The organism is Aureimonas glaciei (genome assembly GCF_014643375.1).
Lineage (GTDB): Bacteria > Pseudomonadota > Alphaproteobacteria > Rhizobiales > Rhizobiaceae > Plantimonas > Plantimonas glaciei.
This window is the reverse complement of record NZ_BMJJ01000017.1, coordinates 55321-82226: the sequence shown is the minus strand read 5'-3', so window position 1 is coordinate 82226 and position 26906 is coordinate 55321. Positions and strand designations below refer to the sequence as shown.

General features: G+C 68.3%; 28 protein-coding genes. 13 read left to right on the top strand and 15 right to left on the bottom strand.

Annotated features, from left to right (window positions below; genetic code table 11):
• Positions 1 to 196 precede the first annotated feature (196 nt).
• The 6 genes from IEX88_RS24805 to hemC form a co-directional block, all read right to left on the bottom strand.
• Complete coding sequence (locus IEX88_RS24805) at positions 197 to 931, bottom strand: glutamine amidotransferase (protein ID WP_188855162.1); 735 nt, start codon at positions 929 to 931, stop codon at positions 197 to 199.
• Between the two features lie 59 nt (positions 932 to 990).
• Positions 991 to 1470: a tellurite resistance TerB family protein gene (locus tag IEX88_RS24800; RefSeq protein WP_188855161.1), complete on the bottom strand. Its 480-nt coding sequence runs from the start codon at positions 1468 to 1470 to the stop codon at positions 991 to 993.
• Positions 1471 to 1591: 121 nt separating this feature from the next.
• A complete protein-coding gene (locus IEX88_RS24795) occupies positions 1592 to 3187 on the bottom strand; it encodes a heme biosynthesis protein HemY (RefSeq protein ID WP_188855160.1) in 1596 nt (531 codons plus the stop codon).
• 9 nt (positions 3188 to 3196) lie between these two features.
• Positions 3197 to 4846, bottom strand: a complete 1650-nt coding sequence (locus IEX88_RS24790; protein ID WP_188855159.1) for a COG4223 family protein — start codon at positions 4844 to 4846, stop codon at positions 3197 to 3199.
• 118 nt (positions 4847 to 4964) lie between these two features.
• Positions 4965 to 5660, bottom strand: coding sequence for a uroporphyrinogen-III synthase (locus IEX88_RS24785; RefSeq protein WP_188855158.1), 696 nt, complete (start codon positions 5658 to 5660; stop codon positions 4965 to 4967).
• Between the two features lie 5 nt (positions 5661 to 5665).
• Positions 5666 to 6610: a hydroxymethylbilane synthase gene (gene hemC / locus IEX88_RS24780; protein WP_188855157.1), complete on the bottom strand. Its 945-nt coding sequence runs from the start codon at positions 6608 to 6610 to the stop codon at positions 5666 to 5668.
• Between the two features lie 135 nt (positions 6611 to 6745).
• Between hemC and tsaD the strand changes: the two genes are divergently transcribed.
• From tsaD to IEX88_RS24750, 6 genes are all read left to right on the top strand, one after another.
• Positions 6746 to 7882: a tRNA (adenosine(37)-N6)-threonylcarbamoyltransferase complex transferase subunit TsaD gene (gene tsaD / locus IEX88_RS24775; RefSeq protein WP_188855156.1), complete on the top strand. Its 1137-nt coding sequence runs from the start codon at positions 6746 to 6748 to the stop codon at positions 7880 to 7882.
• Between the two features lie 12 nt (positions 7883 to 7894).
• Positions 7895 to 8884, top strand: coding sequence for an NAD(P)H-dependent glycerol-3-phosphate dehydrogenase (locus tag IEX88_RS24770; protein WP_188855155.1), 990 nt, complete (start codon positions 7895 to 7897; stop codon positions 8882 to 8884).
• A gap of 60 nt (positions 8885 to 8944) precedes the next feature.
• On the top strand, positions 8945 to 9232 hold the full coding sequence (locus IEX88_RS24765) for a YciI-like protein (protein WP_188855154.1): 288 nt from the start codon (positions 8945 to 8947) through the stop codon (positions 9230 to 9232).
• Between the two features lies 1 nt (position 9233).
• On the top strand, positions 9234 to 9662 hold the full coding sequence (locus IEX88_RS24760) for an EVE domain-containing protein (RefSeq protein ID WP_188855153.1): 429 nt from the start codon (positions 9234 to 9236) through the stop codon (positions 9660 to 9662).
• 100 nt (positions 9663 to 9762) lie between these two features.
• Complete coding sequence (locus IEX88_RS24755; protein ID WP_188855152.1) at positions 9763 to 9984, top strand: DUF3072 domain-containing protein; 222 nt, start codon at positions 9763 to 9765, stop codon at positions 9982 to 9984.
• Positions 9985 to 10015: 31 nt separating this feature from the next.
• Entirely contained in the window at positions 10016 to 10693 is a 678-nt protein-coding gene (locus IEX88_RS24750) for a class I SAM-dependent methyltransferase (RefSeq protein WP_188855151.1), read from the top strand.
• A gap of 772 nt (positions 10694 to 11465) precedes the next feature.
• Here the strand turns inward: IEX88_RS24750 and ppa are convergent.
• Positions 11466 to 12011 (bottom strand): inorganic diphosphatase, encoded by a 546-nt coding sequence (ppa, locus tag IEX88_RS24745; protein WP_188855150.1) that lies wholly within the window; start codon positions 12009 to 12011, stop codon positions 11466 to 11468.
• Positions 12012 to 12240: 229 nt separating this feature from the next.
• On the opposite strand from ppa, the gene IEX88_RS24740 reads away from it, so the two are divergent.
• The 3 genes from IEX88_RS24740 (at position 12241) to IEX88_RS24730 (ending at position 14709) form a co-directional block, all read left to right on the top strand.
• Positions 12241 to 13605, top strand: a complete 1365-nt coding sequence (locus tag IEX88_RS24740; protein WP_188855149.1) for an L-serine ammonia-lyase — start codon at positions 12241 to 12243, stop codon at positions 13603 to 13605.
• A 30-nt stretch (positions 13606 to 13635) separates the two neighbouring features.
• The gene (locus IEX88_RS24735; protein ID WP_188855148.1) at positions 13636 to 14040 is read left to right on the top strand and encodes a VOC family protein; all 405 of its coding nucleotides are present in this window, start codon (positions 13636 to 13638) and stop codon (positions 14038 to 14040) included.
• Positions 14041 to 14139: 99 nt separating this feature from the next.
• The gene (locus tag IEX88_RS24730; RefSeq protein ID WP_188855147.1) at positions 14140 to 14709 is read left to right on the top strand and encodes a DUF2585 domain-containing protein; all 570 of its coding nucleotides are present in this window, start codon (positions 14140 to 14142) and stop codon (positions 14707 to 14709) included.
• A gap of 91 nt (positions 14710 to 14800) precedes the next feature.
• On the opposite strand, the gene IEX88_RS24725 is transcribed toward IEX88_RS24730, so the two are convergent.
• Positions 14801 to 15307, bottom strand: coding sequence for a GNAT family N-acetyltransferase (locus IEX88_RS24725; protein ID WP_188855146.1), 507 nt, complete (start codon positions 15305 to 15307; stop codon positions 14801 to 14803).
• Between the two features lie 149 nt (positions 15308 to 15456).
• The gene (locus tag IEX88_RS24720; RefSeq protein WP_188855145.1) at positions 15457 to 15840 is read right to left on the bottom strand and encodes a PH domain-containing protein; all 384 of its coding nucleotides are present in this window, start codon (positions 15838 to 15840) and stop codon (positions 15457 to 15459) included.
• Positions 15841 to 15975: 135 nt separating this feature from the next.
• On the opposite strand from IEX88_RS24720, the gene IEX88_RS24715 reads away from it, so the two are divergent.
• Positions 15976 to 17625, top strand: coding sequence for a flavin monoamine oxidase family protein (locus IEX88_RS24715; RefSeq protein WP_188855144.1), 1650 nt, complete (start codon positions 15976 to 15978; stop codon positions 17623 to 17625).
• Positions 17626 to 17637: 12 nt separating this feature from the next.
• Here IEX88_RS24715 and IEX88_RS24710 read toward each other — a convergent pair whose 3' ends face one another.
• The 4 genes from IEX88_RS24710 to IEX88_RS24695 all read right to left on the bottom strand — a co-directional run bounded on the left by IEX88_RS24710 (position 17638) and on the right by IEX88_RS24695 (position 23101).
• Entirely contained in the window at positions 17638 to 18108 is a 471-nt protein-coding gene (locus tag IEX88_RS24710; RefSeq protein ID WP_188855143.1) for a DUF3828 domain-containing protein, read from the bottom strand.
• Positions 18109 to 18313: 205 nt separating this feature from the next.
• Complete coding sequence (locus IEX88_RS24705) at positions 18314 to 18763, bottom strand: universal stress protein (RefSeq protein WP_188855142.1); 450 nt, start codon at positions 18761 to 18763, stop codon at positions 18314 to 18316.
• A gap of 101 nt (positions 18764 to 18864) precedes the next feature.
• Positions 18865 to 20691, bottom strand: a complete 1827-nt coding sequence (gene typA / locus IEX88_RS24700) for a translational GTPase TypA (RefSeq protein WP_188855141.1) — start codon at positions 20689 to 20691, stop codon at positions 18865 to 18867.
• Between the two features lie 346 nt (positions 20692 to 21037).
• Positions 21038 to 23101, bottom strand: a complete 2064-nt coding sequence (locus IEX88_RS24695; RefSeq protein ID WP_188855140.1) for a M3 family metallopeptidase — start codon at positions 23099 to 23101, stop codon at positions 21038 to 21040.
• A 189-nt stretch (positions 23102 to 23290) separates the two neighbouring features.
• On the opposite strand from IEX88_RS24695, the gene IEX88_RS24690 reads away from it, so the two are divergent.
• Both IEX88_RS24690 and IEX88_RS24685 read left to right on the top strand, forming a co-directional pair.
• A complete protein-coding gene (locus tag IEX88_RS24690; protein WP_188855139.1) occupies positions 23291 to 23788 on the top strand; it encodes a MarR family winged helix-turn-helix transcriptional regulator in 498 nt (165 codons plus the stop codon).
• A 241-nt stretch (positions 23789 to 24029) separates the two neighbouring features.
• A complete protein-coding gene (locus IEX88_RS24685) occupies positions 24030 to 24482 on the top strand; it encodes a cyclic nucleotide-binding domain-containing protein (protein WP_188855138.1) in 453 nt (150 codons plus the stop codon).
• 70 nt (positions 24483 to 24552) lie between these two features.
• Here IEX88_RS24685 and IEX88_RS24680 read toward each other — a convergent pair whose 3' ends face one another.
• On the bottom strand, positions 24553 to 25353 hold the full coding sequence (locus IEX88_RS24680; RefSeq protein ID WP_188855137.1) for an exodeoxyribonuclease III: 801 nt from the start codon (positions 25351 to 25353) through the stop codon (positions 24553 to 24555).
• Between the two features lie 130 nt (positions 25354 to 25483).
• Between IEX88_RS24680 and IEX88_RS24675 the strand changes: the two genes are divergently transcribed.
• A complete protein-coding gene (locus IEX88_RS24675) occupies positions 25484 to 26059 on the top strand; it encodes a DUF1349 domain-containing protein (protein WP_188855136.1) in 576 nt (191 codons plus the stop codon).
• A 143-nt stretch (positions 26060 to 26202) separates the two neighbouring features.
• On the opposite strand, the gene IEX88_RS24670 is transcribed toward IEX88_RS24675, so the two are convergent.
• Positions 26203 to 26838, bottom strand: a complete 636-nt coding sequence (locus tag IEX88_RS24670) for an outer membrane lipoprotein carrier protein LolA (RefSeq protein WP_188855135.1) — start codon at positions 26836 to 26838, stop codon at positions 26203 to 26205.
• Positions 26839 to 26906: the final 68 nt, after the last annotated feature.

The window sequence follows — 26906 nt, the reverse complement described above, 5'->3', positions numbered from 1 at the left end:
CGGTCCTCCCAGCCAACAAAGTGTCACCCATCCATCCGGGCTGAAATGTCACCACTCTATCAGGGCAGGACATGCCGCGACCTTCTCCCCGGAGGGGAGAAGAAGAAGCTTTACCGTTGCGCTTGCCGGGCCGACCAGACCGATGAGGACGAGAGACGCCGGCAACAGGCAGGCGACGAGCGCTTGGCGCCCCGCCTCACCCCTCGGCTTCCCCGAACACCAGCCCCAGAAACTGCTCCAGCCAGCGCTTCACCGGCGCGTCGTAGATGGCGCGGCCGTCGAAATGATCGCGGCGCTTCTGGGCGCCGGGGAGAAGGGTGCGTTCGTGGCCGTGGGTGGTCCAGCGGTGCAGCATGGCCAGCGTCAGCTCGGCGTGGAACTGCACGCCGTAGGCATGGTCGCCGTAGCGGATGGCCTGGTTCTCGAAGCGTTCGCCGGTGGCGAGGCGAACCGCGCCGCGCGGCAAAGTGAACCCCTCGCGGTGCCACTGATAGACCATCCCAGGCCATTGCGGCAGGAGCATCCGGCCCTCGGGCGTCGACTGGAGGGGGTAATAGCCGACCTCGACGAGGCCATCCGGGTGCGGGCCGACCGTGCCGCCGAGATGTTTCACCAGCATCTGGGCGCCGAGGCAGATGCCGAGGAAGGGACGGTTCTCCCCCAGCGGCACGGCCATCCAGTCGACCTCGCGGCGCAGATGCGCGTCCGGATCGTTGGCGCTCGGCGGCCCGCCGAAGACGATGGCGCCGCGATGGTCGTCGAGCGTCTCCGGCAGCGCGTCGCCGATCACCGGGCGGCGGATGTCGAGCGTGACGCCGTGCGCGGCAAGGACCTGGCCGACGCGGCCGGGCGTCGAGGTCTCCTGATGCAGGACGATCAGCACCGGGCGGGGATCGCTCGCCCCGTCCAGACGATAGTGCCGATGCTGCATTCCGAATTCGATGCCGTGTCCGTCCAACGGTCCCGCCTTCTCTCGTCCCTGGCCCGCCGTCACGCGTCCCCGGAAGACGCGTCGCCCCGGCGGGCCTGCCGCGCCGCGGCCTCCTGCTTCATCAGCATGCGGTCGCGCGTCGACACGCCGAGAAGGTCGGCGACGCGCCACACCGTGTTGTCCTCCAGTTCGTGCACCTCGCCATCGGCATAGGTCACCTCCCAGAGCAGCTCGATGAAGCGGATGCGGGCCGCCTCGTCGAGGTTCTGCATCAACACGCTGGTGAAGCGGTAGAGATCGACGGCGTCCTGATCGGCCTCGCGCCCGGCATCCAGGAGCGCCTCCGTCTCCGGCGCATCGAGGCCGAATTCCAGCGCCAGCGAGGCGCGCAGGCTGGCGAGTTCCGCCTCGCCGATCAGGCCGTCGGCTGCGCCCACATGGTAGAGCAGAGCGGCGGCGGCGACGCGCGGATCGTCGTCGCGCGTGCGGTCAGGCGCGTCGGTGATGGAGGTCAGGAAGTCACGAAAAGCCTGGAACATCGACCGTCGCTCGCTGTCGGGTGGCCCGGGCCCCCGCGGGTTGTGCTGACGTTGCATTGCAGCAGAAAGGGATCATGCCCGAAACGACCGGCATGACCAAGCCTGGATTGGCGGGTGGGCGTCAGAACAGCCGCAGGCGGCTCTCGCCGTTCGCGGAAGTCTTCGCCGGGGGGATGGTCTCGACCCCAGGCGTCTGGGCGCCCGACGCCTGGGCGGCGTTCTCCTGGTCGGTCCAGCCATTGGCAGCCGGCGGCCCGGGAGGCGGAGCGATGTCGGCGCCTTCGCCGGCCGGGCTCGTCGCCGGCGTCGCGGCACTCGCCGTGTCGAGACGGGCGGCCGGCGGCGTCTCGGCCGGGCCGATCGACTCCGGCTGGTCGGCCGGCGCCTCGATCACCATGCCCTGCGCATCGATGCGCTGGCCCGGCGTCTTCCAGCGGAAGGCGTCGAGGCGGCCGGTGACGGGAGAAACCGGCGCCCAGCTTTCCGAAACGTAGCCGTCGGCGGTCCAGGCCGGATCGCGCGGCGCGCGGATCGCCCGGCCGAGCCATTCGCGCACCTTGCCGACGGAACCGGTCTCGGCTTCCTCGATGTCGGCGAGGAGCAGGAATATCCCCTCGCGCGGCTCCATGCGGCTGGCGGCCAGGGCCTCCGTCCGGGCGAGCGTGAAGTCGCGCGCGTCGAGAGCGGCATGGGCGACGGCGAGCGAGGATTCGACGTGGTTCGGACGGAGATCCTGCAGCACCTTCGCCCGCTTCAGCCGGTCGGCGACGGAATCGCCGGGACGGGCCTCGACATAGGCGACGGCGAGATCGGGATGCGGGGCCTCGGTCCAGGCTTTTTCCAGGACCTTGGTGCCGCGCTTCAGATCGCCGAGGCGGAACAGTGCCGCCGCCGCGGTGACGGCAGCCGGCGTCAGGTCGGGCGCGAGCTTCTGCGCCTCGGTCGCGGCGAGCTTGGCACCGTTCGGATCGCGTTCGGCGATCGACATCGCCTTGGCGGTGAGGAGCACGGCGCGCAGGCGCGCCGATTCCTGCTTCTCGATGAGGCGCGCATTGCGCTGCGCCTCGAGGATCGCGAGCGCCCCGTCGAAGTCTCCCTCGATGGATTTCGCCTCGAGCACGGCGCCGCCGGCCCAGGGAACATGCGGCGCGATGCGCACGGCGCGCTCGGCATAGTTGCGGGCCGCCGCGTCGTCACCCAAGCGCTCGGCCTCGAGGAAGAGGCCGCGCAAAGCGAGCAGCCGTGTCTCCGGCTCGCGCTCCATGGTCTCGAAAGCCGAACGGGCGCGGTCGTGGTCGCCCTCGATCATCGCGGTCTGGGCGTCGAGGAACTGCACCAGCGGCTCGCGCCGCCCGGTCAGCAGCTTTTGACTGCGCTTGGTCATCTGCCGCGCCAGCACGGCGTCGCCGGCGCCGGCGGCGACGATGCCGGCCGACAGGGCGCCATAGCCCTTGTCGCGCCGGCGGGTGCTGAAATAGCGGCCGATCCGATTCGGCGCCTTGAAGAAGGAGCGCACCACCCACACCGTGAGGACCACCAGGAAGAGCAGCGCCAGCTGCAGGACGATGAAGGTCCAGACCTGCAGCGTGATGCTGTCGCTGCCGGGCGGCAGCACGCCCTGCCACGTCAGGGCGATCGTGCCGGGATGATCCTGCAGCCAGCCGAAACCGAGCGCCAGAGCGAGGACGACGAGGAGAAAGGCGAGAATACGCAGCATGTCAGTTCCTCAACCTGCCGTGCCGGCCGGCTGGCCGACGGCCTTCACCGCGTTGGTCAGCGTCTCGCCGACGACCTCTTCGGCCTTCACTCTCGCCGCCACGCGCGCCTGGAAATCCTGGCTGACGTCCTTGGCCGGCTGCGGCAGCTGCTCCCACTCGGCGAGGAAGGCGGAAAAATCGCCCCCCTCGACATCGGCCGTCAGCCGGGAGATCGCCGCGTTCGGCCCGGTCACACCGGCAGGCGCCGCGCCGACCGGACGGGTCGTCACGAGGCCGCTGAGGCCGCTCAGAATCTGGTCGCCGACGCTGGCATTGGGATCGACCGGGTTCAGCGCCGCCATGATCCGCGTCTCGACTTCGGGCCAGGCGGTCGCGAGCTGCGGCGCCGTCGGCACGCCCTGGGCGGCAAAGTCGCGCAGGGCGCCGACGGCGGTGTCGTCGCCGGTCGCCGTGGCGAACGCTTCGAGTTCGCCCATGAAGGGACCGCCCCGATCGATCGCTGCCTTCAGCCCTGCCGCGGCGATGGCCGCGCCGGCCTTCTGGTTGGCGGTCTCGATCGCCGTCAGCTGCTCTTTCAAGGCGGCGATGGCCTCGTTGGTGGCGGCGATGCTGGTCTGGGCGGCGGCTGCCGTCTGTTGCGCGGTGGAGGCTGCCTGCTGCGCCGTCTCGCCGGTCTGGCGGGCGGTCTCGGCCGCCTGGCGCGCGGTCTCGGCAGTGGCCTGCGACTGGCCGGCGACCTGGCCGGCCTGGTCGGCCGCGGCGCGCGCCTCGTCCGCCGCGGTCCGGGCCTCGCTGCCGGTTCGAGTGGCTTCCTCGGCGGCCCGCTGGGCCGCCTCCGCCGCGCCGCGCACCGCATCGACGGCGGCCGGATCGGCGCTGGGGGCGGCTGCCGGCGCTTCCCGCTGTTCGAGCGAGGCGACGCGGTCGCCGAGCGCCGTCAGGTCGGCCTGCGAGGCGCCGGGACCGGTGCCGCCCGCGGCCTGCACCGAGCGCAGCTGCTCGACTTCGCCGCGCAGCGTGCCGAGATCGCTGGTGACCTGCTGGACATCGCCGGCCCGCGCATATTGCGGCGCGTTCTCGTCGACCGGGGCAAGGCCGACGCTCGGCAGGACGCCGGCATATTGCAGCGCGCCGGCACCGGCCAGCGCCAGCACGGCGCCGAGGAGGGCGCCGCCGAAGGCCGAGCCCATGCCGCCGCCGCGCGGATCGTGATGGCTGGAGGCCGGCGTCGAATAGTCGTGCATCGGCTGCGGCGGACCGTTGGTCGCGGCGCTCTCGTCGCGGATGAAATCGGGTTCGGCGGCGGAGAGAATGGTTTCGTCGACATCGATGTCGCGATGGCCGGTGGGCCCCTGCAGGCTTTCCTCGGCGGCAAATTCTTCCTGCGCGGTCGCCGGCACGGCCTTCGACGTCTCGGCAGCGGCCGGGCCGTCCCCGCTCGCCGCTTCCGTTCCGTCGACGCTGGTTCCCTGCGCCGTCAGCGTGGTTTCCGGATCGTCGAAAACCCGTCCGGTGTCCGAACCGGCTTGCGAGCCGACTTCTTCAGGAGAATCGACGGAGGTCGGACCGGGATAGCCGACCGCGGCGACCGGGGTCGCCTCGAGGTCGATCGTCGTCGCGGGCTTCTTGGGTCGCGAACGCCGCGGAGGATTGCTCATCAAAAAGGACTCCGTTTCCAGTCTTCGCAGGCGTCGGGCCGTGCCTTCGGGGCGCTTCGCTGCCCTCTGCTCCGGCCCGTTCCGCGGACGGCGCGGGCGCCGCAGGGGATAAGGTAGGTTATAGAACGTGATCGAACAGCGTGGCGAGACTCATCGCAGGAGAAATCTCGGCTAAGGACCGCAGTTCGGCCGGCAAGGCATCGGCGATCCGGGACGACAGGCAGAGAAGCCGGGGCGCCGCACCCGGCTCCCGGGGCAGGCTTTCGGCCAGCCGGAGATAGGCGGAGACCTGCCCGCGGGAGAGCAGCAGCACGGCATCGGGCGGGGCGCCCTGCGTCGCACGGGCGATCTCCTCCTGGCCCGGATCGAGCGGCCTGATGTCGTAGACCTCCCAAACGCCGAGGCAAACGCTCCGTTCGGCCAGCGTCGTCTCCAGGGCGTCGCTGCGAACCCGGCCGGCGGCGTAGAGAAGCGGCAGGCCGCGCGCCGCGGCCAGCGCCGCCGCCGGCTCGACCAGCCCCGCCGCGCCGCAGCCGACCGTCACCCGGTCGAACCCGGCGGCCCGCAGCGCCTCGGCCGTACGCTCGCCCACCGCCAGGATCGCCGGCCAGGCCGCGGACGGGTGCCGGGCCAGCGCCGGCACGGCATGCGCGCTGGTGACCAGAAGGGCCGCGAAAGACCCGGCCGGCGCGGCCGTGCCGAGGGGGACGATCTCCTCTGCGGGCAGGACCTGCGGCGTGTGGCCGCGCGCCGCGAGCGCCCGTGCCGTCGTCGCGGCATCCTCGGCCGGCCGCAGGATCAGCACCCGCGCCATGACGGTCAGCCCGGCTCGGCGGGCGCGTTCCAACTGGCGAAGAAGTGGGGCCCGGCCTCTTCCACCAGAAACTGCGCCGCCAATCGCCCGATCGACGCGGCATCGCCGACAAGGCCGGTGCGGCGCGTTTCATGCATGGCCGTGCCGTCGGGCGTCAGGATCATGCCGGCAAAGTTCAGCGTTCCGTTTGCGCCGAGCGTCGCATGCGCGGCGATCGGCGTGCGGCAGGATCCGTCGAGCTCGGCGAGAAAACCGCGCTCGGCAAGCAGCGCCGTCGTCGTTTCCAGGTCGTCGATGGCGCGGACCATCGCCAGCGTCGCCTCGTCGTCGCCGCGCGCCTCGATGCAGATCGCGCCCTGTCCGGGCGCGGGCATGAAGTCTTCCGTCGAGAGGATCTCGGTCGCCGCCTCGGCCATGCCCATCCGGTTGAGGCCGGCGATGGCGAGCAGCGTCGCGTCGACCTCGCCGGCCGCGAGCTTGCGCAGCCGCGTCTGCACATTGCCGCGCAGGATGACGAAGCGAAGGTCCGGGCGCATGCGCTTCAGGATCGCCTGGCGGCGCAGCGAGGCGGAGCCGACAAGGGCGCCCTCGGGCAGGGTGGCGATGGTCTCCGCCGTGCGGCCGATGAAGGCGTCGCGCACGTCCTCGCGCGGCAGGAAGGCGGCGAGCACCAGCCCCTCCGGGATCGCGGTCGCCATGTCCTTGGAGGAGTGCACGGCGATATCGATGCGCCCAGAAGCAAGCGCCTCCTCGATCTCCTTGGTGAACAGGCCCTTGCCGCCGACTTCCGACAGTGGCCGGTCGAGGATGCGGTCGCCGGCGGTCGAGATCACGGTGATCTCGAAATCGGCCTCGTCCATCCCGTGCGCCGCCATCAGCCGGGCGCGCACTTCGCTCGCCTGCGCCAGAGCGAGCTGGCTGCCGCGGGTGCCGATCCGAAGTGCTGTCATCGCCTGTTCCCGCCTGTCCGTCGCTTCGCCGGTTGCTTCGCCTGTCGATTGCGTTCTTAGAGGATTTCCAGGCGCGCGGGCAATGTCCGGGCGATTTCCGCCGATCGGCTTTGACATTGCGTCCCGGTCGGGGCGATGGAAGGGCACGGGCCCGGCGGTGTCGGGACGGGCAACAGGAACAGACCTTTGAGCGCTCTCATCCTCGGCATCGAGACCAGCTGCGACGAGACGGCGGCGAGCGTCGTCGGCCGCGACGCGGACGGCCGGCCGCTGATCCTCTCGAACGTCGTGCTCAGCCAGGTCGCGGAGCATGCCGCTTTCGGCGGCGTCGTGCCGGAGATCGCCGCCCGCGCCCATGTCGAGGCCATCACCGGCGTCGTCGAGGCGGCGTTGGCGGATGCCGGCACCGGCCTCGGCGATCTCTCCGCCGTGGCCGCGACGCTCGGCCCCGGCCTCGTCGGCGGGCTGATCGTCGGGGCGATGACCGGCAAGGCGCTGGCCGCGGCCCGGGGCCTCGCCTTCGTCGGCGTCAACCATCTGGAAGGCCATGCGCTGACGCCGCGGCTGACCGACGGCATCGCCTACCCCTACCTCGTGCTGCTCGTCTCCGGCGGGCACACGCAGATCCTCCTCGTGCGCGGGCTCGGCCATTACGAGCGCTGGGGCACGACGATCGACGATGCGCTGGGCGAGGCTTTCGACAAGACGGCCAAACTCCTCGGCCTGCCCGAGCAGGGCGGCGCGGCGGTGGAAAAATTCGCCCGCGGCGGCGATCCCAAGCGCTTCGCTTTGCCACGGCCGATGAAGGGCGAAAAGCGCCTCGACTTCTCTTTCTCCGGCCTGAAGACGGCGGTGCGCCAGGCAGCGCAGGCGGTGATGCCGCTTGCCGACCAGGATGTCGCCGACCTCTGCGCCAGCTTTCAGGCGGCCGCGGCCGACAGTCTCGCCGATCGCATCGCGCGGGCGCTCGCCCGCTTTGGCGCGGAATTTCCGAACCTGGCCGAGCCGGTGCTGGCGGTAGCCGGCGGCGTCGCCGCCAATGCCGCGATCCGACTTCGTCTGGAGGAAGCGTGCCGCACGGCGGGCGTGCGTCTTATCGCGCCGCCGCTCAAACTCTGCGGCGACAATGCCGCCATGATCGCTTATGCCGGCCTCGAACGCTTCGAGGCCGGACGGCTCGACGGCATGGACGCGCCGGTGCGCTCGCGCTGGCCGCTCGACGAGACCGTCGCGCCGCTGATCGGCTTTGGCCGGCGCGGCGCCAAGGCCTAGGGAAAGCCGATCATGGACGAAGCGGAAAAGATCGCGGTGATCGGCGGCGGCGCCTGGGGCACGGCGCTGGCCGCACTCGAAGCCCGCGCCGGCCGCGAGACGGTGCTCTATGCCCGCGACGCCGCCACTGTGGAGGCAATCGCCGCCACCGGCTATAACGAGCGCTATCTGCCGGGCATCGCGCTGCCGGAAACGCTGAGCGCCACGACGGACTTCGCCGAAGCGCTGGCCGGCGCGACGCTGGTCCTCGTCGTCGTGCCCGCGCAGAGCCTCGCCGGCATCGCCGGCGATCTTGCCCGAGGCACCGCGAAGGGCGTGCCGGTGGTGCTCTGCGCCAAGGGCATCGAGCGGGAAACCGGGCGCTTTGCCAGCGACATCCTCGCCGCCCGGCTCGACCCCGCCGATCTCGCCGTCCTCTCCGGCCCGAGCTTTGCCGCGGATGTCGCGCGCGGCCTGCCGACGGCGGTGACCATCGCCGCCGCCGACGAGGCCCGCGCCGACGACATCGCCCGGCGCCTGTCGACGGAGACCTTTCGCGGCTATGCCACGAGCGACGTCGTCGGCGTCGAGGCCGGCGGCGCCTTGAAGAACGTCCTCGCCATCGCCGCCGGCATCGTCGCCGGCGCCGGGCTCGGCGCCTCGGCCGGGGCGGCGATCGTCACCCGCGGCTTCGTCGAACTGCGCCGCCTCGGCGAGGCGCTCGGCGCCCGGCCGGAGACGCTGATGGGTCTGTCCGGCCTCGGCGATCTCGTCCTCACCTGTTCCGGCGCGCAGTCGCGCAATTTTTCCTATGGCCTGGCGCTTGGGCGCGGCGACGATCTCGCCGGCCTGAAGCTCGCCGAGGGCGTGCATTCCGCCGCCATCGCCGCGCGGCTGGCCGACGAGCGCGGCATCGACGCGCCGATCATCGCCACCGTCGCGTCGATCCTGGACGGCACGATGTCGGTGGACAGCGCCGTGCGCACGCTGCTGGCACGGCCCCTGAAGCGCGAATTCGATTGACCGCCGCCGCCCGGCGGCTAGGTTCCGGCCAGCCTTCCAACCCAGTCCCAAGGATTTCCCATGCTCTTCGTCGTCCTGTGTGAAGACAAGCCCGGCGCCCTCGATGTCCGGATGGAGAACCGGCCCAAACACGTCGACTTCCTGAAAGGGCTCGGGGCCACGCTGAAGCTCGCCGGCCCCTTCCTCGGCGTCGACGACAAACCGGTCGGCTCGATGCTCGTGCTGGAAGCGGAGAGCGCCGACGCCGCCGCCGAGATCGCCGCTGGCGACCCCTATGCGCTCGCGGGCCTGTTCGAATCGGTGCAGGTGCGCCGCTGGAACTGGACCATCAACAATCCGGACGCCTGACATGGCCTACTGGCTGTTCAAGTCGGAGCCGGCGAAATGGTCCTGGGACATGCAGAAGGCCAAGGGTGCCGAAGGCCAGGAATGGGACGGGGTGCGCAACTACCAGGCGCGCAACTTCATGCGGACGATGAAGAAGGGCGAGCGCGGCTTCTTCTACCATTCCAATGACGGCAAGGAGATTGTCGGCATCGTCGAGGTGCTGAACGAGATCCATGTCGACTCCACCGCCGACAACCCGACCTGGGAATGCGTCGACCTCGTCGCCGTCGCCGACCTGCCGAAGCCGGTCACGCTCGACACGGTGAAAGCCGAGCCGCGCCTGAAGGACATGGTGCTGGCGACAAACTCCCGCCTGTCGGTGCAGCCGGTGAGCGCGGAAGAGTTTAGGACGATCTGCGCCATGGGCGGGCTGGACGAGATTCCGGCCTAGGCGGCGATAGGTTTCAGCGGATCAAGGACTTGGCGGCGCCTCGGGAACCGCAGGGCGCCTGGAACATTCTAGGAACATCGCAAACCTGGAGCCAAGACCCATGTCCGACCAGAACCCCAAGACCGAGACCGGATCCAACACCGAGAAGAACCCCGACGACTGGACCACCGGCGACGAGCCGATGACCGGCGCCCAGGCCTCCTACCTCAAGACGCTCTGCGAGGAGACAGGCGAGCCCTTTGATGAGAAGATCTCGAAGGCAGAGGCTTCCAAGGCAATCGACGCCCTGCAGGGCCAGAGCAAGCGTCTGAAGACGGCGTAAAGGGGACGGCCGCACCGTCCAGGGAGAGACGATGAGCACCGCCACGCCGCAGCGTCTGACGCACGACCGGCTGCGGGCCTTCATTCTAGACAACACCGACGTCGTCTGCCCGCCGCACGTGCCGGAAATTGCCCTGCGGCTGGCGACGGAGGCGCACGGGCTGTGGCTGAAGACGGAGGCCGAGCTCGACGCCATCGGCCTCCCCCCGCCCTACTGGGCCTTCGCCTGGGCCGGCGGGCAAGGTCTTGCCCGTTACGTGCTCGATCATCCCGAAGAGGTCGCCGGCCGCACGGTGCTGGATTTCGCCGCCGGCTCCGGTCTCGTCGCGATCGCGGCGGCGAAAGCGGGCGCGGCGTCGGTGACTGCGGCCGACATCGAACCCTTCTGCCGCGAGGCCATCGCCATCAACGCCGCGGTCAACGGTGTCGAGATGTCCATCGCCATCGAGGACGCCATCGGCCGGCCGGTGACGGCGGAGGTTCTCCTGGCCGGCGACGTCTTCTTCGACCGGGCGATGAGCACGGCCATCGTTCCGTGGTTCGACGCTGTCGCCGCTTCGGGCGTGACGATCCTCGTCGGCGACCCCGGCCGCAGCTATCTGCCGCGCGACCGCCTCGAGGAACTCGCCACGTACGACATTGTGGTCACGCGGGCCCTCGAAGATGCCGAAGTGAAGCGCACGACGGTCTGGCGGTGGCGCACGGGGTGAGGGATGCGATTCTGGCGGACGCGGCGACCGCACGTGACGGCACCCGCACGCCGGTCGCCGCCGGTGGCAGACGCCAGAATTCAGCTTCCGGTACCCGTCAAAGTCGTCATCCCGGCCTTGAGCCGGGATCCATTCCAAATCGCTGGCGAGGATCGCGGGCGGTGGACCAGCCGCATGCATCCTGATCCGCCTCGGCATGGGTCCCGGATCAAGTCCGGGATGAAGAGACGGAGGGCATGCTTCGCGCTTTGCAGGCCATGAAGCTTCCTGCGACCTTCTCAGTTTAGTCATCCTGGGCTTGACCCGGGACCCATGCCGCGACGCTGTCACTGCCCAGTGGGGTCAGGACGGGAATGTCCACCGCCCTCGATCATGGCCAGCGATTTGGAATGGGTCCCGGATCAAGTCCGGGATGACTATTCTGCGAGGACGGCGCTTTGCGTTCGGCAGGCAATGAAGCTTCCCGCGACCTTCTCAGTTTAGTCATTCCGGGCTTGACCCGGAACCCATGCCGGGGCGCTGTCACTGCCAAATCGGGTCAGGATCGGGAAGGTCCACCGCCCTCGATCATAGCCAGCGATTTGGTATGAATCCCGGCTCAAGGCCGGGATGACGAGACTGAGGGCTTTTTACGCGATCCTCGACCGGTTGGCAGTCCGACCGCGGCAAGGCGGTCGGCTCTTCCGAGGGTTCGTGTTCGGCTCAGCCGAGACGATCGAGCCGCGAGCGGCCCGGCGGTGAGCGCCGGACCAGCGCGACCCGCGTCGCTGGCTTAAGCCTTGCCGGCCTTGTAGGCGGCTTCGCGGTCGATCGCCTCGGTGATCAGGCGCTTGGCCATGGCGGAATCGCCCCAGTCGCCGATCTTCACCCACTTGCCGGGCTCGAGATCCTTGTAGTGCTCGAAGAAATGCGCGATCTGCTCCAGCGTGATCGCCGGCAGGTCGCTGTATTCGTTGACGTTCTCGTAGCGGCGGGTCAGCTTGGGCGACGGCACGGCGAGGATTTTTTCGTCCTGTCCGCTGTTGTCCTCCATGATCAACACGCCGATCGGCCGGCAATTGATGACGCAGCCGGGAAACAGCGGGCGGGTGTTGCAGACCAGGACGTCGATCGGGTCGCCGTCGTCCGACAGCGTGTGCGGCACGAAGCCGTAATTGCCGGGATAGGTCATCGGCGTGTAGAGGAAGCGGTCGACGAACAGCGCGCCGGCCTCCTTGTCCATCTCGTACTTGATCGGATGGCCGCCGACCGGGCATTCGATGATGACGTTGATGTCTTCGGGCGGGTTCTTGCCGCGGGGGATCGCGTCGATGCGCATGAAAGTTCTCTCCAAGGGATTTCCCGCGTGCTTAGCGGGATGGCGCGCGCGAGGCAACTCGCTGGAAGGCCTGTCAGCGCCGAGCGGGTCGCGCGTGCGGTCGGGCCGGGCCGGAACGGGGCCCGCATCCGGCGTGGCGCGACCGGGGAGTGTCGCGAACGGGCATTGCGGGCCCCGTCGCGCTGGCTATCCTGCCGCCATCGCCCGGCTCGGCGCGAGGGAGAGACGCATGATCAGCATTTTCGAGCTCTTCAAGATCGGCATCGGCCCCTCGTCCTCGCACACCGTCGGGCCGATGAAGGCGGCACTCGCCTTCGCCCGCGACGCCGCGGCGCTGGCCGATGGTGCGAGCCGACTGCGCGTCGACCTCTACGGCTCGCTCGCCTGGACCGGCAAGGGCCACGGGACCGACACGGCGGTGATCCTCGGCCTCGCCGGCATGGCCCCCGACACCATCGACCCTGACGCCGCCGCGACGGCCCTCAAGGCGGTGACCGCGGACAAGCGCCTGCCGCTCGGCGGCCGCATGCCGCTCGGTTTCGATCCCGAGACCGATATCGTCTTCGACGGCGTCGCCGAGACGCCGCAGCATCCCAACACCCTCGCCTTCACCCTTCTCTCCGGCGACGGCAAAATCCTCCTCGAACAGCGCTGGTGCTCGGTCGGCGGCGGCTTCATCGTCCGCGAGGCCGAGGTCGGCGTTGTCTCCGGCGAGGCCCGCGACGTCCCCTTCCCCTTCCGCAGCGGCCGCAGCCTGCTCGCGCTCGGCGAGGAAAGCGGCCTGTCGGTGGCCCACATGGTCTTTGCCAACGAATGCGCGCTGCAGCCGGCCGCGGAGGTCGAGGCGCATGTGGAGCGTGTGCACGGCGCGATGATGGACTGCATCGACCGCGGCCTTCGGCGGAAGGGCGAACTGCCCGGCGGCCTGTTCGTCCGGCGGCGGGCGGCGGCCCTGCGCGAAAAGCTCGAAGCGGAAGCGGCGAGCAACGACCGGCCGCCGCACGAGATCATGGACTGGGTCAGCCTCTACGCCATCGCCGTGAACGAGGAGAACGCCGCCGGCGGGCGCGTCGTCACCGCCCCGACAAACGGCGCCGCCGGCGTCGTCCCGGCGGTGCTGCGCTATTATCGCGAGCACTGCCATGGCGCGAGCAAAGCGGGCGCGCGCGATTTCCTCCTCACCGCCACGGCCATCGGCGGCCTGTTCAAGATGAACGCCTCGATCTCCGGGGCCGAGGTCGGCTGCCAGGGCGAGGTCGGCGTCGCCTGTTCGATGGCGGCCGCCGGCCTTGCCGCGGCGCTCGGCGGCAGCATCCTGCAGATCGAGAACGCCGCCGAGATCGGCATGGAGCACCATCTCGGCCTCACCTGCGACCCGATCGGCGGCCTCGTGCAGATCCCCTGCATCGAGCGCAACGCCTTCGGTGCCGTCAGCGCCATCCAGGCCGCCTCGCTCGCGCTGCGCGGCGACGGCACGCATTTCGTCTCGCTCGACAAGGTGATCCACACCATGCGCGAGACCGGCCGCGACATGCAGTCGAAATACAAGGAGACCTCGCTCGGCGGCCTCGCGGTGAGTTTTCCGGAGTGCTAGTCCTTTCCCGTCCGAGGGAGGAAGACGTCCATGCTGTCGCACGTCCATGTCGGCATCGCCGACTTGCCCACCGCCTTCGCCTTCTACGAAAGCGTCTTTGCCGAGCTCGGGCTCGCGCTGCGCTTCCGCGACGATGCCGGAGACTGGGCGGGATGGCAGAGGCCGGGACAGGATCGACCGATCTTCCTGATCGGAAAGCCCTTCGACGGCAGGCCCGCCGATCCCGGCAACGGGGCGATGATCGCGCTCCTGGCGCCCTCGCGCGCGGCGGTGGACCGGGCCTTTGCCGCCGCTCTGGCCGCGGGCGGCACGTCGGAGGGCGAACCGGGCCTGCGCCCGCACTATCACCCGCACTATTACGGCGCCTATTTTCACGATCGCGACGGCAACAAGCTCTGCGTCTGCTGCCACGACGATCCCGCGGCGATCGGCTGAGCGGGCCGAACGATCGAAGAGCGCAGGGCGGGCTTGCGCCGGGCGCGCCGGCCCGGCATTCACGATCACCCGGGCACGCCCGAAACAAGGGGATGACCCGTGACCAACACCCGCCTGACCCGCTGGCATCTCCTGGCCGCCTTCGCCGTTCTTGCCGGCACCGCCGCGATCCTGCTGTGGATGGGCCGCACCCCGATCTGCACCTGCGGAACGATCAAACTCTGGCACGGCGTGGTGCAGAGTTCTGAAAATTCCCAGCATCTCGCCGACTGGTACTCGCCCTCGCACCTGATCCACGGATTCCTGTTCTTCGGCGGCCTCTGGCTCGTCGCCCGGCGCCTGCCGCTCGGCATCCGCCTGGTGATCGCGATGGTGGTGGAATGCGCCTGGGAAATCCTTGAGAACACAGAAATGGTGATCGAGCGCTACCGGGCGGCGACGATCTCGCTCGATTATTTCGGCGACAGCGTTCTGAATTCGACCAGCGACATCCTGTTCATGGTGCTGGGATTTTTCCTGGCGAGCCGGCTGCCGATCTGGGTGACGATCGCGATCGCGGTGTCCTTCGAGATTTTCACCGCCGTGATGATCCACGACAATCTGACGCTGAACGTCCTGATGCTGATCTGGCCGCTGCAGGCCGTGAAGGACTGGCAAAGCGGACTTTAGGTCACGGTGGGCACAGGCAGCGTCTACCGGGGCACCGTCCGGCCTACCTGCGCGTCGTTCAGACCTGCGCGTCGTTCAGACCTGCCCTCGCTCACTTCCAGGTGAAAGCGACCTTGTGCAGGGTAACGGCCTCGAAGGTCTCCGCCCCTTCGGCCACGTCGTTGCCGCCGACGGCGGCGTAGAAGCGCATCGCATTGTCGTTGTCGGCGAGCGCCCAGACCACCACGCCGTTCATGCCGCGATCGCGCAGCAGCGCGCGCGCCTCGTCGAACAGGCGGCGGCCGAAGCCGAGACCCTGGAATTTCGGCTGCAGATAGATTTCGTAGATCTCGCCCTCGGCGGAAAGCGCCCGCGTGCGGTTGCGCCCGAGCGTGGCATAGCCGGCGATCTCGCCGCCGAATTCCAGGACGAGGATGGCGGCGCGGTTGTCGATCGCCCGCCGCCACCAGTCGGCACCGCGGCGCTCGACCATTTTTCCCAGAGTTTTGAAAGGGATGATGCCGCTGTAGGCGCCACGCCAAGCGGCGGCGTGGACCTCAGCCAATTCGGCTGAGTCCCGACCCTCTGCAAAGCGTACTTCGGCGGCGATCGTCTTCATCGAGTATTAACCATAAAACGGGAATTTCGATCCCCGACTTCCTTGCTGAACACTTAATTTTTGATCACTAGCCAGTGATGCAAATCGAATTGAGCGGAAGCGATAGACTCCGTCAACCATGCGAACAGCAACGGGGCGGCTTTGCACGACTATTTGCGGCCGAGGACACCCTGTGCCAGGGCGCGCTGGATGCCGGAAAGGTTGGAGCCGCGCGACAGCTCGCGCGTCAGCGGCGCCGACTGCGACGAGATCCAGATCCTGAGCTCCGCGTCGGTTTCGAAAGTGCCGGCCGTCTCGACCGAGAACATCGTCACCGAACGATAGGGGATCGAGTGGATCTCCCGCTTGCGGCCGGTCATGCCCTGCTTGTCGACGAGGATCAGGCGGTGGCTGGTGAAGATGATGAGATCGCGCACCACCGCGAAGGCAAGGTCGATCTCCTCGTTCGGCAGGAGCATCGGCTCGAGGTCGCGGCGCACCGCCTCCACGTCGACGTCGCTGGCAAGGCCCAGAAGGCCGGATAGCAGTCCCATGTCTTGTCTCCTTTGGCCGGTGTCGTCCGGCCGACGGCCGTACCGGCGGGATGCGGGTGGCACGGCATTGCAGGGGCAACGCGGCAGGCGCTATCAAGTGCCGCGACGGATTCAAAGCGACCGAAGAGACATGCCATGACCTCCCTCTCCGGCTTCGGCCCCGACTTCCCCTTCGACTTCGAAGCCTGGCTGGCCCATCCCGACGGTCTCGGGACGATCCCGTCCGAGCGCCTCGGCGGCGAGGTCGCGGTGATTGGCGCCGGCATGGCCGGGCTCGTCGCCGCCTTCGAACTGATGAAGATGGGGCTGAAACCGGTTGTCTACGAGTCCGGCCGGCTTGGCGGACGGCTGCGCTCGCAGGCGTTCCAGGGCAGCGAGGGCATCGTCGCGGAACTCGGTGCCATGCGCTTTCCCCGCTCGGCCGGCGCCTTCTTCCACTATGTCGACGCCCTGGGGCTCGAGACGCGGCCCTTCCCGAACCCGCTCACCGAAGCCGCCGGCTCGACCGTCATCGATCTTGAGGGCGAGACGCACTACGCCGAAACGCTTTCGGACCTGCCGCCGCTCTATGCCGAGGTCGCCGCCGCCTACGACACGGCCCTGGAGGAAGGGTTCGGCTTCGCCGCTCTCTCGGCCGCGCTGAAGGCGCGCGACGCCAAGGCCGTGAAGGCGCTGTGGGACCCGCTGGTCTCGCTCTGGGACGAGCGCACCTTCTACGACTTCGTCACGACTTCGTCGCCCTTCCAGCGCCTCAGTTTCCGCCACCGCGAAGTTTTTGGCCAGGTCGGCTTCGGGACCGGCGGCTGGGATTCCGATTTTCCCAATTCCATGCTGGAGATCCTGCGCGTCAACGCGCTGGGCTATGACAGCGACCAGCATCTCGTCGTCGGCGGTGCCGAAAAGGTGCCGCAGGGCCTTTGGCGGCAAGCGCCGGCCGGCATGGCCCACTGGCCGGCGGGGACGAGCCTTGCCAGCCTCAACGACGGCGCGACGCGCCCGGGCGTCGCCGCCATCAACCGGCTGCCCGGCGGCCAGGTCGAGGTGGTCGACCGCTGGGGCCGCAAGAACGCTTACGACGCCGTCATCGCCACCTGCCAGAGCTGGCTCCTGACGACGACGATCAAGACCGAGGAAAGCCTGTTTTCCCAGAAACTCTGGATGGCGCTCGACCGCACCCGCTACATGCAGTCGTCGAAGACTTTCGTCATGGTCGACCGGCCGTTCTGGAAGGACAAGGATCCCCTCACCGGGCACGACGCGATGTCGATGACGCTGACCGACCGGCTGACGCGCGGCACCTATCTCTTTGACAACGGCCCGGGGCAGCCGGGCGTCATCTGCCTGACCTATTCCTGGATGTCGGACGCTTTGAAGATGCTGCCCTTCCCGGCCGAGCGGCGGGTGGAACTGGCCTTGTCGGCATTGGCAAAAATCTATCCGACGGTCGACATCTCCGCCCACATCCTCGGCGATCCGATCACGGTGAGCTGGGAGTCCGACCCGAATTTCCTCGGCGCCTTCAAGGGGGCCCTGCCCGGCCACTATCGCTACAACGAGCGCATGTTCGGCCATTTCATGCAGAAGGACATGCCGCCGATCGAGCGCGGCCTGTTCATCGCCGGTGACGACGTCTCCTTCACCCCGGCCTGGGTCGAGGGCGCGGTGCAGACGGCGCTGAACGCCGTCTGGGGCGTCATGCGGCAGTTCGGCGGCGCCTCGCCCGCAGACAACCCGGGACCGGGCGACCGCTGGGACGACCTGAAACCGCTGCGCCTCGGCGACTGAGGCCGCAAATCCCTACATCCGGCCGCCGTCGGCAAAAATCTTGACGAGATCCCAGGCGTATTCGCCCTGCTTGTTCTCGATATCGTCGACCTTCCATCCCCCCTGCTCGCGGACCAGGCTGTAGAAGAGCGTCTGCGGCATGTCGAAATTGTCGAAGCGGACCGTGACCTTCGCGCTGTCGCCGCTGATGTCCGGCGTCTCGATGACCAGCTTGCTGATCGCATAGTCCTGCCCGGCGATGACCGGATCGAAGTCGAGCACGCCCATCTCGCCGTCCGGCGTGGCGGCGGCGTCCTTGGCATACAGAGCGTTGAGCGAGTCGGAAAAGAAGGCCGACTGGTCCGAGGTGTCGCCGTCTTCCTGGAGGTAGGGCGCGTAGAGCGCCGTCAGCAGCGCCTGGGGGCTGTCGAAGGTCGCGGCAAGGCTCGGCAGGACGGTGGCGGCCGCCAGGATCAGGCCGGCAAACAGAGCGGGCAAGCGCATGAAAAACTCCTCGGCTGGATGTGGCAAACCGAGATAGCAGAGCGGGCACCGGCCGAACAGCCTGGCCGAAAGTGCCGCAGGCCGCGCCCCGCAGGAATTGTCCGGACCCCGCGCTCGCCGCCTTACTCGGTGCCGGAAAATGCCCGCCACCGTGCCGGCCGCGCCGATGCACGGCCGGGGGCGTGAGGCCCTCAGGCGAAAGGCGTCAGCGGACGACCAGAACCGGAACGGTGGCCTGCGTCAGCACCTTGGTCGCCTGGCTGCCGATCACCATGCGCTCGAGCCCGCGACGGCCGTGCGAGGCGACGACGATGAGGTCGCTGCCGCGGAATTTCGCCGCTTCCAGAATGCCGGCGGCGGGGGCGCTGTCGGCGACATAGAGCGTCTCGCAGGAGACGCCGGCGGCCTCGGCGGCGGCCTGTGCCCGGGTCAGGGTCTCGTCGGCCAGGGTCTTGCAGTCCGCCGCGTAGCGGGCGACCACCTCGGGATCCTGGAAGAAGCCGAGCTTGGAGACGAGGTCGAAGGTCGGAAACGGCTCGGACACGGTCAGGACGGTCACCTTGGCGCCGCAGAGACGGGCCAGCGCCAATCCGTGCTCGACGCCCTTCTGCGCGAGCTCGGACCCGTCGGTGGCGATCAAAATGTTCGTGTACATGGGCACCCCTCTGCCGTGATCGGCGATCTATCCCATAGAACCGCCCATGAAAAAAGGCGGGGCACTAGGCCCCGCCTTTCATAAATTCGCGTGTCCGACGATCAGGCCGCCTTGCTGGACTTCGAATGCCGCTTGCGCTCGTTCGGGTCGAGATAGAGCTTGCGCAGCCGGATGGTCTTCGGCGTCACCTCGACCAGCTCGTCGTCCTGGATCCAGGAGAGGGCGCGGTCGAGCGTCATGCGGATCGGCGGCGTCAGCTTGATCGCCTCGTCCTTGCCGGAGGCGCGCATGTTGGTGAGCTTCTTGCCCTTCAGCACGTTCACCTCGAGATCGTTCTCGCGGGTGTGGATGCCGATGATCATGCCCTCATAGACCTTGGTGCCGGATTCGATGACCATCGGGCCGCGGTCTTCCAGGTGGAACATCGCGAAGGCGACGCTTTCGCCGGCGTCGTTGGAGATCAGGACGCCGGTGTTGCGGCCGGCCAGCTCGCCCTTGTAGGGGGCGTAGGAATGGAACAGGCGGTTCATGATCGCCGTGCCGCGGGTATCGGTCATCAGTTCCGACTGGTAGCCGATGAGGCCACGGGTCGGGGCGTGGAAGACCAAACGCTGGCGACCGCCGCCCGAAGGACGCAGCTCGACCATCTCGGCCTTGCGCTCGCTCATCTTCTGCACGACGATGCCGGCATGCTCCTCGTCGACGTCGACAACGACCTCTTCGATCGGCTCCAGCTTTTCGCCGTTTTCGCCGGTCTGCATGATGACGCGCGGACGCGAGATGCCGATTTCGAAGCCTTCGCGGCGCATGGTCTCGATCAGCACGGCGAGCTGCAATTCGCCGCGGCCGGAGACGTAGAAGCTATCCTTGTCGGCGGCCTCTTCGATCTTCAGCGCGACATTGCCCTCGGCCTCCTTCAGGAGACGGTCGCGGATGACGCGGCTGGTGACCTTGTCGCCCTCGGTGCCGGCGAGCGGCGAGTTGTTGACGATGAAGGACATGGTCACGGTCGGCGGATCGATCGGCTGGGCGACCAGCGGCTCGTTGACCTGCGGGTCGCAGAAGGTGTCGGCGACGGTGCCCTTCGACAGGCCGGCGATGGCGACGATGTCACCCGCTTCGGCATAGTCGACCGGCACGCGCTCGAGGCCGCGGAAGGACAGGATCTTGGTGATGCGGCCGGTTTCCAGCAGCGTGCCGTCGCCGTGCAGAACCTTGACCGGCTGGTTCGGCTTGATCGAGCCGGACTGGATGCGGCCGGTGATGATGCGGCCGAGGAAGGGGTTGGCCTCGAGGATGGTGCCGATCATCTTGAACGGCTCGTCCTTGCCGGCGGTGTCCGGCTCCGGCACGTGCTTGACGATGAGATCGAACAGGGGCTCCAGGCCCTTGTCCTGCGGGCCTTCCGGCGCCTCGGCCATCCAGCCGCCGCGACCCGAGCCGTAGAGGACGGGGAAGTCGAGCTGCTCTTCGGTGGCGTCGAGCGCGACGAAGAGGTCGAAGATCTCGTTCAGCACTTCCTGGTGGCGCTCGTCGTGGCGGTCGATCTTGTTGATCGCGACGATCGGCTTCAGGCCGACCTTCAGCGCCTTGCCGAGCACGAACTTGGTCTGCGGCATCGGGCCTTCCGACGCGTCGACGAGGATGACCGCGCCGTCCACCATGTTCAGGATGCGCTCGACTTCGCCGCCGAAGTCGGCGTGGCCCGGGGTGTCGACGATGTTGATGCGGACATCCTTCCACTCGACCGAGGTCGCCTTGGCCAGGATCGTGATGCCACGCTCCTTTTCCAGGTCGTTGGAATCCATCGCGCGCTCTTCCTGGCGCTGGTTCTCGCGGAAGGAGCCCGACTGCGAGAGGAGCTTGTCGACCAGGGTCGTCTTGCCATGATCGACGTGCGCGATGATCGCGATGTTGCGGAGCTTCATTCTATACCACCGGAAAAGAAAAGGGATGGGCACGCCCGACGCTTCCGTCAGACGGACGCCCTCGTGCCTTGCATGAGCGGTGCCTTACAGGAATTTTCGCATTTGCGAAAGGTCTAGCAGCAACGGCTGGATCTGAGGTGGTGATGCGAAGGGCGATTGTCGAGGCGTTGCAGGCTTCGCGGCTCCCCCGCAAGCGGCCGAGGCGGAAGGTCGAGCGGAGGGGAGCGCGGTGGCACCGCGTCGCTCTCTCTCCTCGACTCCGGCCGCATCCGACCGCCCTCACCGGACGCGCGAGCTCTTCCGACCCGGGCGCCGGCGCCGGGCCACGGGCTCCGCTGACCGCCCCTCAGCCGGCGAAGCCGCGCTTGCGCAGCAGCGCCTCGGTGGTCGGCATGCGGCCGCGGAAGGCGGTGTAGAGCACCGCGGGATCCCTTGTATCGCCGGCCGAATAGACGTGCCGCAGCAGCTTGTCCGCCGTCGCCTTGTCGAAGGCGTCGCCGGTCTCGGTGAAGGCCTCGAAGGCGTCGGCGTCGAGCACTTCCGACCACATGTAGGAATAGTAGCCGGCCGAATAGCCGTCGCCGGAGAAGATGTGGGCGAAGTGCGGCGTGCGGTGGCGCATCACGATCTCGCGCGGCATGCCGAGCCTTTCGAGAATCTCCGCCTCGCGGGCGAGCGGATCGGCCGGCGCCGCGCCGCTCTCGTGCAGAGCGAGGTCGACGAGCGCCGAGGCCGTGTATTCGACGGTGCGAAAGCCCTCGTCGAGATTTTCCGCCGCGCGCATCTTGTCGATCAGCGCCTGCGGCAGTTTCTCGCCGGTCTCGACATGCAGCGCGTGGCGCTCCAGCACTTCCGGCACTGTCAGCCAGTGCTCGTAGAGCTGCGAGGGCAGTTCGACGAAGTCGCGCGCCACCGAGGTGCCCGACAGGCTCGGCCAGGTGACGTCGGACAGGAGTCCGTGCAGCGCGTGGCCGAATTCGTGGAACAGCGTCTTGGCGTCGTCCACCGACAGCAGCGCCGGCTCGCCGTCGGCGGGCTTGGCGAAGTTCATGACATTGTAGATGATCGGCGTCTGGCCGCCGTCGAGCTTGTGCTGACCACGCAGGGCGCTCATCCAAGCGCCGGAGCGCTTCGACTCGCGGGCGAAATAGTCGCCGAGGAAATGCCCGATCTCGGCGCCGCCTTCATTGCGCACGCGCCAGACGCGGACGTCCGCGTGCCAGGCCGGCGCCTCGGGCAGACGCTCGAAGGACAGGCCGAACAGGCGCGACGCGACGGCGAAGGCCGCCTCGATCATGTGGTCGAGCTGGAAATAAGGCTTCAGCGCCGCCTCGTCGAAGTCGAACTCCGCCTGGCGGCGCTTCTCCGAATAATACCGCCAGTCCCAGGGCTCTAGCGGCGCGTTGTCGCCTTCCGCCGTGGCGATCGCCCGCAGCGCGGCCGCATCGACGAGGGCCCGCGCCCGCGCCTTGTCCCAGACCTGCTCCAAGAGGCCGCGCACGGCCGCGGGCGTCTTCGCCATGGCGTCGTCGAGCTTGTAGGCCGCAAAGGAATCGAAGCCGAGCAGCGCCGCCTTTTCCGCGCGCAGCGTGAGAATCTCGCCGATCAGGCCGCGATTGTCGGTCTCGCCGGAATTCTCGCCGCGGGCGATCCAGGCCTTGAACGCCGTCTCGCGCAAGTCGCGCCGGTCGGAAAAGGTCAGGAAGGGCACGACGATCGAGCGCGACAGGGTCAGCGCGTGGCCGGCAAGCCCGCGCTCGCGGGCCGCCTCGGCCATGGCCGAGCGCACAAACCCGGGCAGGCCACCCAGATCCTCAGGGCCAAGCGGCAGCACGTAGTTTCGCTCGTCAGCGAGGATGTTCTGGGAGAAGGCCGTGCCGAGTTCCGACAGGCGGGCGTCGATCTCGGCCAGCCGCAGCCGCGCCTCGCCCTGGAGCTCTGCGCCGCCGCGGACGAAATCCTGGTGCACCCGCTCGAGCAGCCGCAGGTCCTCGGCCGTCAGCTGCTCCGTCTCGGCGATCGCCGCCCGACGGGCGAAGACGTCACTGATTCGCGCGAACAGGGCCGCATCGAGGACGATGGCGGAGGAGTGGCGCGAGAGTTTGGGCGACAGCGAGCGTTCCAGCGCCTGCAGTGCGGCATCCGTATGCGCGCCCGCCAGCGTGTAGAACACCGAGGCGACGCGCGAGAGGGCACGGCCGGCGCGTTCCATCGCCGCGATCGTATTGGCGAAAGTCGCTGTCTCGGAAGGGCTGGCGATGGCGTCGATCTCGGCGCGGTGCTCCGCCATCGCCTGCGTGAAGGCCGCTTCGAAAAGGCTGGGCTGCAGTGCAGCAAAATCGGGCCATTCGCCGAGCGATGACTGTGTTCTCCACAGGGAGAGCGGCAACACAATGGCGTGATCTGACATCCCGATAGCCTTAATTTTAGTCGTCTAGACAATTTTACGTATAGAATTGAAATTGTTGACAACCCGGCTTTCGGGTTGCCAGACCGCCCGGGTTCACCCCCGCCCGCGGAACGCAACTCCTGCTCGACGGATCGCCATAACCTCATCCCTTGTACCGATCGGTCGCAATTATCAAGAAGAAGAAAGACGATGACGCAGCTCATACCCGACAACTCGCTCGGTTTTCTTCTCACGGATCTGTCCCGACTGTTTCGCCAGGCTTTTGAGAAGTCGGTCGGCGACGCCGGGTTGGAGCTGACGCCCGGTGAAATCCGCGCTCTGGCGCATGTCGCCCGCTACGGCGGGGCGCGGCAGGCGGTGCTGGCGGAGCGGATGGGGGTCGAGCCGATGACGCTCTCGGCCTATCTCGACCGGCTGGAGGCCCGCGGCCTGATCGTGCGCACGACCGATTCCACCGACCGCCGCGCCAAGGTGATCCACCAAACGGCGAAGGCCAACGAGGTGATCGACCAGATCCGACCGCTGGCCACGCAGCTCTATGCCCAGATCACCGAGGGAATCGAAGCCGGCGAACTCCGGACGATGGAAAAGGCGCTGCTGCGCATGCGCGGCAATCTCGCCCAGCACGCTCCCTTGGCCGGCATGAACGGCGACCTCATGCCGATGGCACGGGCCGTCCGCGCGTGAGCGGTCGGCCCGGCGCCTCCTCTCGGGGCGCGTTCGGGCTCCGGGCGCGACGTCGGCGGTCTGGCCTTTGCGGCATCACACAGCTGTTGGCGGGATGCCTCGGCGGTTTGCTTGACGCAAGCGGGCCGCTATAGACTCGCGGGCGCGTCCCGCCATGCCGGGGCGCCAAGGGGTGGATGCGCGCCCGGCCGATCGACAGTCGATGCGGCCGAGGCCTCGCTTGCGGAGTGGTCGGGACCGGATGAGCCTCGAAAGCGACATCGCGGTGCTGCGGGAGGTTCCGCTTTTCGCCGACCTCACCGACGATCAGCTGCGCCTTCTGGCCTTCGGCGCCGATCACCGGCGTCTGCGCCAGGGCGAGGTGCTGTTCCGCGCCGAGGCCCGGGCCGATGCCGGCTTCGTCGTCGCCGGCGGCGAAGTCGTGCTGCAGAGGGGGCCGGTCGGGCAGGAGCGGACGGTCGGCCGCTACGGCCGCGGCGCGCTGATCGGCGAACTCGCTTTGATCACCGAGACGCGCCGTCCGGCGCATGCGGTCGCCGCCACCGACTGCGACCTGATCCACATCACCCGCCAGCTGTTCCGCCGCATGCTGGAGGAATATCCGGAGATCGCCTTCACCCTGCACGAAAAGCTGGCCGACCAGCTCGGCCAGATGACCACCGACCTCCTCGCCCTGGAAGACCGCTTTCGCTAGCCGATGGCGAAAGACGGCTCTCGGCGTTCGGGTCAGCGTCTTCTCGAACAGCGATGGGAGAGGCCGTGGATCAGAGGTCCAGCGTCACCATGACGGGGACATGGTCGGACGGCCGCTCCCATGAGCGCGCCTCCTTCAGCACCGTGAGGCCGCGGAGCGCCGGCACGAGGTCGGTCGATCCCCAGATATGGTCGAGCCGCCGGCCGCGATCGGCAAGCGTCCAGTCCTTGGCGCGGTAGCTCCACCAGGTGAACAGTTTTTCCTCGATCGGGATCTGCGCCCTGACGAGATCCGCCCAGTCGCCGTCGACCATGACCTGCAGGAGGCCGGCCGTTTCCACCGGCGTGTGCGAGACGATCTTCAAGAGTTGCTTGTGCGACCAGACGTCGGTCTCGAACGGCGCGATGTTGAGATCGCCGAGGAGCAGCGACGAGACGCCGGGCTCGGCCCGCGCGCTGGTGCGCCGCATCTCTTCGATGAAATCGAGCTTGTGGCCGAATTTCGGGTTCACCGCGCGGTCGGGCTCGTCGCCGCCGGCCGGAACGTAGAAATTGTGGATCCGCAGCTGCCGGTCGCCGAGCTTCAGCCGCACCGACAGATGCCGGGCGTCGCCGATGGCGCAGAAATCCTGCCGCGTGACGTCTTCCAGCGGATGGCGCGAGAGCGTCGCGACGCCGTGATAGCCCTTCTGGCCGTGCATCGCGATGTGCTCGTAGCCGAGCGCCTGCAGCGCGGTCAGCGGGAACTGATCCTCCTGGCACTTGATCTCCTGCAGGCACAACACGTCCGGCGCATGCTCCCGGAGGAAATGCTCGACCAGCGGCAGCCGCAGGCGGACGGAATTGATGTTCCAGGTGGCGATGGAGAACATGGGGGACTTTCGCACGACGGACGGGCCGCCCTTATGCGAGGGCCGGCGGCGGCCCGCAAGTCTTGGCGCCGCTCCCGTCCGGGTCATACAGTACTGCGAGAGACGCCGCCGTCGCGGCAGGGAGATGTTGATGTTCGATCGCTGCCACTGGACGAACGAGCCGGCCCGATGGTCGCTTGCCCCGGAACGGCTCGACGTCGTCACGGATGAGGGGACCGATTTCTGGCAGCGCACGCATTACGGCTTCAGCCGCGACAGCGGCCATTTCTTCGGCGCCCGGACGGCGGGCGACTTCACGGCGGAACTGCGGATCCGGGCCAACTACGAGGCCCTGTACGACCAGGCCGGGATGATGGTGCGCGTCGACGCCGAGACCTGGGTGAAGGCCGGGATCGAGCATTCCGATGGCCGCCCGATGCTCGGCAGCGTCCTGACGACGGGCCAGTCCGACTGGGCGACCGGCCCCTATGAGGGCGATGCGCGGGATTTTCGCCTGCGCATCACCGTGCAGGCCGGCGTGCTGCGCCTCCAGGCCTCGGCGGACGGCAAAGTCTGGCCGCTCGTGCGCCTCGCGCCGTTTCCGGTCGCCGAGACCTATCTCGTCGGCCCGATGTGCTGCACGCCCGAGCGGGCGGGCCTTGCCGTCACCTTCACCGATTTCAGCATCGGCCCGCCTTCCCAGCGGGCGCTGCACGACCTGTCCTGACGCGTGCGCCGCCGTGCTGTGAGGTCCGGCGCCGGACGGACCTGGAGCATGATCCTGAAAGGCGGCTTGCCGGCTTTCGGAAAAGATCATGCGACAACAAGAGGCTAAAGCGGGCTGGCGATTCGAAGAAAAGCCATGCCGGTTCAGTTTCCGGTCTGGCCGGCGGCGATGGAGGTATAGGGGATGGTGAACATCGACTGGTCGAAGGCGACGCCCGAGCGGGTGTTGTAGACCATCACGCTGGTGTCCTTGCCCTGGTTGTCGCGGATCGTCCATTGCCTGAGGTCAAAGGTCGTCGGGTCGAACATCATGGTGATGCGGCTGTCGCCGAACACCGACTTGTCGCCCATGACGATGGTGGTGAGGTCGGGCTCTTCTTTGACGCTCTGGATGTTGGCGGCGGAGAGATCGATGCTCTGCCCGAGCAGGAGCTTCAGCGGCGTCTTCGACAAGGGATAGAGGTCCCAGGTGTTGAGCTTGCGGTTGTTGATCGCGACCTGCTCGCCATCGGCGATGACGCGCAGCGGCGCGCCGGAATAGTCGAAGCGGATCTTGCCCGGCCGCTCGATGTAGAACTTCCCCTCGGTCTGCTTGCCGTTGGGGTCGAACTGCATGAAGTCGCCGGTCATCGACTTCACGCCGGAGAAGTGGTCGGCGACGGCCTGCGCGGCCGCGCTCGCCTGGGCCTGCGCCGGCGCCAGGCCAACCGGCAGCGCCAAGGCAAGGCCGAGAAACGCGGTGGCGAGAAGGCCGGTATGGCGGGTTTCCTGTCGAAGCATGATCGTCCTCTTTCGTCGTCGCCCGGTTCGTCGTCCCCGGACGGCCGTCGCAGGCTTCATATCGTCCT